The organism is Nonomuraea sp. NPDC005501 (genome assembly GCF_040605905.1).
Lineage (GTDB): Bacteria > Actinomycetota > Actinomycetes > Streptosporangiales > Streptosporangiaceae > Nonomuraea.
In genome coordinates this window covers 1-5008 of the sequence record NZ_JBEXDT010000194.1, presented here as the reverse complement: position 1 = coordinate 5008, position 5008 = coordinate 1, and the positions used below count along the sequence as shown (strand labels likewise).

Sequence of the window (5008 nt, the reverse complement as noted above, 5' to 3'; positions counted from 1 at the left end):
GCCCTGGCCCGCGTGCGTGTGGCCGTGCGCCACCTCCGGCGGGCACGGGCCCGGCGTGGCCGCGCGGCCGTCCCGCCGCCACTCCGCCACCGCGATCGCGAAGGCGACCAGCAGGCCGGCGACCGCGGCGCCCAGGGCCACGGTCACGGCCTGGGAGATGTCGCCGCCCGTCGAGGAGAGGACCAGGTAGTACACGCCGGGCAGCGCCGCCGTGCCGACCGCCCCGCCGAGGCGCTGCCCCGTCTGCAGGGCGCCGCCGGCCGCGCCCGCCATCCGCACCGGCACGTCCTTGAGCGTCATCGTCACGTTGGGCGAGATCACGAAGCCGCTGCCGATGCCGCCGACGAGCAGCGCGGGGATCGCGGCCCACACGGCGACGCCCGGCGAGGCGTAGCCCAGCAGCAGCGCCGCCGCGGACAGCCCGACCACGACCGCGGCGAGCCCGAGCACGGTCAGCAGCCGCCCCAGCCGCTCCACCAGCCGCCCGGCGACGACCGCCGCGCAGGCCGAGCCGATCGCGAACGGCGTGACGCACAGCCCGGACATCAGCGGCGTGAAGCCCCGCCCGTTCTGGAAGTAGAGCGCGAAGACCAGCCAGACGCCGCTGAAGCCGATGAAGTACACCGTCGCCAGCGCGGCGCCGGGCGCGTAACCGCGGGTCTCGGTGATCAACCTGGGGGCGAGCAGCGGCTCGGCGCCACGGGCCGCGACGCGCCGCTCCCACAGCGCGAACGCCACGAGGAGCGCCGCCCCGACGGGGAACATCCACCAGAGCCGCTGGACGCCGCCCGAGTCGGCCTGCACGAGCGGGAACATCATCAGGAACACGCCGGCGCCCAGCAGGACGACTCCCGTCAGGTCCAGCGCCGCCCGCGGGGCGCCCCGGCCGCGCGGCAGCAGCCGGGCGGCGAGGACGAGCGCGGCCACCCCGATCGGCACGTTCACGAAGAAGATCCAGCGCCAGCCCTGGTCGCCGCCCGCCAGCGCGAGGATCACGCCGCCGGTGATGGGGCCGACCGCGCTGGAGATCCCGACGGTGGCGCCGAAGAAGCCGAACGCCCGGCCGCGCTCCGCGCCCCGGAACATCTGCTGGATCAGGGCCGAGTTCTGCGGGGCCAGGCAGCCGGCAGCGACGCCCTGGGCGAGCCTGGCCAGGACCAGCAGCTCGATGGTCGGCGCGGCCCCCGCGGCCATGCTGAACAGCACGAAGGCGCTCAGCGCGACCAGGAAGATGCGCCGCCGGCCGATCGCGTCACCCAGCCGCCCGGCCAGCACCAGGGAGAGCGCGAACGTCAGCGCGTACCCGGACACCACCCACTGCACCTGGGCGGGCGAGGCGTGCAGGTCGCGCTGCATGGACGGCAGCGCCACAGCCACGATGGTCACGTCCAGCAGGATCATGAAGCCGACGACGAGGGTGACCGCGAGGGCCTTCCACCGGCGCGGATCCGGTCCGGTGTTCGCGGACCCTGATGGCATGGGACCTCCCTCCGAGGCGGTCGCCGCGGCCGGGCCCGGCCTGGACGCCGGTCCCGGGCGTCATGGACGACCTGCGGTGATCCGGGCAGAGACGCGGATCACGCCTCTGGGGTGGACAACGCCGATCCGGCGGTCCGCATTTCGCTCCCTCCGCTGTTCCCCCCGCCCCGCCCCTCATGCGCGGAGGCGTCGGGCACCTGCTGGGCGGCGGTGTACGCGGGCCGGCGCAGCTCCTGGAGGCGGCCCGCCGGGCTCAGCCCCGGGACGGGATGCCGGGTGGGATCGAACCGGGTGGGCACGTCCGCGTCCGGCATGGCCGGCGGCACGAGCTTGACGAGGCCGAACAGGTGCCAGGGTCCCGCCGGGGCCGCGACGAGGAGGTCGAGGATCAGCGGCTCCTTCGCCACGGCGGCGGCCAGCGCGTCGAAGCGCGCCGGCAGCGGCCGCTCCACGCGGGGCAGCGCGCCGAGCAGCACCCGCCGGCCTCCGCCGTCCCCGGCGCCGCGGGTCTCGTACGGGAAGAGCGAGCTGTACAGGCCCGGCGCCCACCTGGTGGCGGGCCGCAGGAGGCGGCGCCCCGGCGTGGTGCGGCCGGTGGTGGCGAGCAGGAGCTCGGCGTCGGCGTCCGCCTGCCGCCAGCGCAGGGCGATGCCGAGGATGTCCGGCAGGGGCGGCGGCAGGCCGGCCGAGCGCGAGAGGCGGGCGATGCCGCGCAGCTCCAGCCGCTCGTCGAGGAACGGGCTCCCCCAGGTGCGGGCCGCGTCGCCGTGCAGGTGGAGCTCCGCGTCGAAGAGCAGCCCGTGGGGGTGCAGGGGGCGGCCCCTGCGCAGGCCCGCCGCCAGGCGGAACCCGGCCGCCAGCGCGGCCCCGGTGGTGGTCGTGAGCGGCCCTGCCATGGCTCCCCCCGCGATTGCCGGCGTCGTTCCGGCATGACCGTACCCGGGGCGGGGGCCGGTGAACGGGTGTCCGGGCACCATCGGGGCGACCGGGTCAGCGCTCGATCAGGGTCACTTCCAGGGAGTAGTGCGAGGCGCGGTAGACGTGCGAGCCGTGCTCGACCGCCCGGCCCTGGTCGTCGTACGTGGTGCGCACCATGGTGAGCAGCGGCGCCCCGCGCCGCTCCCGCAGCAGCCTGGCCTCGCTCAGGCCCGCCGCGCGGGCCCCGATGCGCTGGTTGGCGACCCGCATGCGCACGCCCGCCCCGCGCAGCAGCTCGTACAGGCCCCGGTCCTCCAGGTCGGAGGCGCCGAGCTGGGCCAGGCCGAGCGGCAGCCAGTTGTGCAGCAGGGCCAGCGGCTCGCCGGCCGCGAACCGCAGGCGTTCGAGGTAGAGCGTCTCCGAGCCCGGCTCCACGCCCAGGATGGCCGCGATGTCCTCGTCGGCGGCGCGCGGCTCCAGCGCGAGGACCTGGGTGGCGGGCTCCTGCCCCGAGCGGCGCAGGTCGTCGTACAGGCTCGTCAGCTCCACCGACCGCTTGACCTGGCCGTGGACCACCTGCGTGCCGACGCCGCGCTTGCGCACGAGCAGGCCCTTGTCCACGAGATACTGGATGGCCTGGCGGATGGTGGGCCTGGACAGGCCGAGCTTGTCGGCCAGCAGGATCTCGTTGTCGAGCCGGGCGCCGGGCGCCAGGTCGCCTCGCCGGATCGCTTCGGCGATCTGCTCGGCCACCTGGAAGTAGAGCGGCACGGGGCTGGATCGGTCCAGGTCGATCGCCAGATTCGCGGTCATGCTGATCAGGTTAACGCAGGTAATAATGTCCAGACAAACCAGACGGACATGGCGTCATGAGGCATGATCGGAAGGGGGGAGCCCGCGGGAATGGGCAGGGGAGCCCCGAGGGTGCCGTAAGGCCGTGATGGGGAGGACGCATGGACGCCAGGCGACACGAGGACACGCCGTTCCCGCACGACGCGCTGCTGGAGACGGCCGGCGAGGCGGCCAGGGCCGTCGGGCCGCGGCTGCGCAAGGCGTTCCGCTCCCGCCCGGAGGTGGCCACCAAGAGCGACTTCCACGACCCGGTGACCGAGCACGACAAGGCGGCCGAGGAGACGATCCGCGCCGTCATCGAGAGCCGGTGGCCCGGCAGCGCCGTCCTGGGCGAGGAGGGCGGCGAGAGCGGCTCCGGCCCGCTGCGCTGGTACGTCGACCCGATCGACGGCACCGCCAACTTCGCCGCCGGGCTGCCCTTCTTCTGCGTCTCGATCGCCGCCGCCGTGGAGGGCGAGCTGGTCGCCGGCGTGGTGTACGACCCGGTGCGCGAGGACGAGTTCACCGCCTCGACGGCGGGCGCCTGGTGCAACGGCACGCCCATCCGCAGCACCGGCGCCGCCGGCGACCGGGAGGCGATGCTGCTGACCAGCTATCCGACGCCCCGCGAACTGGCCGCCCGGCGTGAGGAGGCGCTGCTGCGCTACGGCCGGCTGCTGGAGTCGTTCGCGGCGGTGCGGCGGGTGGGCAGCGCCGCGCTCAAGCTGGCGCACGTCGCAGCCGGGTGGGCGGACGTCGCGTACGGCACGGGCGCCAGCCCGTGGGACGTGGCCGCCGGGGCGCTGATCGTCCGGCAGGCGGGCGGCGTCTACCTGGGCGACCCGCTGGTCAAGGGCGACTACCTCGCCTGCGTGGGCGGCTTCGACCTGGCCGCCTCCGCCCTGGCCGACCTCGCGCCCTGAGCGGCGAGGGCCGGCAGCGTCGGCAGCTCCGCCAGCGACGTGATGCGCGGGAAACCGTCGGGAGGCGGCTCCGTGCCGTGCCGGTCGAGCCACACCGACCGCATCCCGGCCGCCGCCGGCCCCGTCACGTCGTTGACCACGTCGTCGCCCACCAGCAGCACCTCGCCGGGCGCCAGCCCGAGCGCCTCGGCGGCGGCGGTGTAGCAGGCCCGAGCCGGCTTGTAGCTCCCGCCCAGCACCTCGCCCGTCAGCACCGGCCCGACCCGCCCGTCCAGGCCGATCGCGCGGACCTTGGCCTCCTGCATGCGCTGCGACCCGTTGGTCAGCACCCCCAGCCGGAACCCCTCCAGTGCCGCCACCGCCCGCGCCGCGTCCGGATAGGCCGTCCAGCTCTGCCGGTAGCGCGAGGCGTACGCGCCGAACGCCGCGTCCAGGTCGTCCGGCACCGTCACGGACAGCTCCACGCACAGCGCCCGGATCCGCCGGCGGCGCTGCTCCTCCCACGAGCACTCGCCCGCCTGCCACGCCCGCAGGTGCGGCTCCTCCAGCGCCCACCACAACGCGGCCGCCTCGGCCAGGCGCGGATGGCCGGGCGCGTGCCCGGACAGCCAGGCCGTGACCGCCGCGTCGGCCGCCGAGCGGTGGTCGAGCAGGGTGCCGTCGAGGTCGAGCAGGACGCCGCGGATCACACTCCCATCCTGGCACCTTACTCCGCGAGACTGCGAGCCGCCGGCCCGTGCGCGGGCAGCCGAGCGTGAGCCCGCGCCCGCCCGGACCTTTCCCCGAGCCGTCCGCCTGACCGGCCGGGCCCGGCCGGGGCGGGGGGGGGGGGGGGGCGCGGGGGGGGGGGGGGGCCG

The 5008-nt window shown here is 75.9% G+C and carries 5 protein-coding genes; 1 reads left to right on the top strand and 4 read right to left on the bottom strand.

Going from position 1 to position 5008, the window contains the following annotated elements:
* The 3 genes from ABZS51_RS42195 to ABZS51_RS42185 all read right to left on the bottom strand — a co-directional run.
* Positions 1–1479 (bottom strand): MFS transporter (locus ABZS51_RS42195; RefSeq protein ID WP_355453829.1); only part of this gene is annotated, 1479 nt, incomplete at its 3' end.
* Between the two features lie 98 nt (positions 1480–1577).
* Positions 1578–2375 carry a hypothetical protein gene (locus ABZS51_RS42190; protein WP_355453826.1) on the bottom strand — a complete coding sequence of 266 codons (798 nt, stop codon included), beginning with the start codon at positions 2373–2375 and terminating at the stop codon, positions 1578–1580.
* A 94-nt stretch (positions 2376–2469) separates the two neighbouring features.
* The gene (locus ABZS51_RS42185; protein ID WP_355453823.1) at positions 2470–3210 is read right to left on the bottom strand and encodes a GntR family transcriptional regulator; all 741 of its coding nucleotides are present in this window, start codon (positions 3208–3210) and stop codon (positions 2470–2472) included.
* A 140-nt stretch (positions 3211–3350) separates the two neighbouring features.
* Here ABZS51_RS42185 and ABZS51_RS42180 point away from each other — a divergent pair, with 140 nt between their 5' ends.
* Positions 3351–4151 (top strand): inositol monophosphatase family protein, encoded by an 801-nt coding sequence (locus ABZS51_RS42180; protein ID WP_310709837.1) that lies wholly within the window; start codon positions 3351–3353, stop codon positions 4149–4151.
* Here the strand turns inward: ABZS51_RS42180 and ABZS51_RS42175 are convergent.
* A complete protein-coding gene (locus ABZS51_RS42175; RefSeq protein ID WP_355453820.1) occupies positions 4088–4840 on the bottom strand; it encodes an HAD family hydrolase in 753 nt (250 codons plus the stop codon). The genes ABZS51_RS42180 and ABZS51_RS42175 overlap by 64 nt on opposite strands.
* Positions 4841–5008: the final 168 nt, after the last annotated feature.

Excerpts from the sequence above, each read along its gene's own strand:
- ABZS51_RS42190 (WP_355453826.1), bottom strand. The coding sequence starts at position 2,375 with ATGGCAGGGCCGCTCACGACCACCACCGGGGCCGCGCTGGCGGCCGGG.
- ABZS51_RS42185 (WP_355453823.1), bottom strand. The coding sequence starts at position 3,210 with ATGACCGCGAATCTGGCGATCGACCTGGACCGATCCAGCCCCGTGCCG.
- ABZS51_RS42180 (WP_310709837.1), top strand. The coding sequence starts at position 3,351 with ATGGACGCCAGGCGACACGAGGACACGCCGTTCCCGCACGACGCGCTG.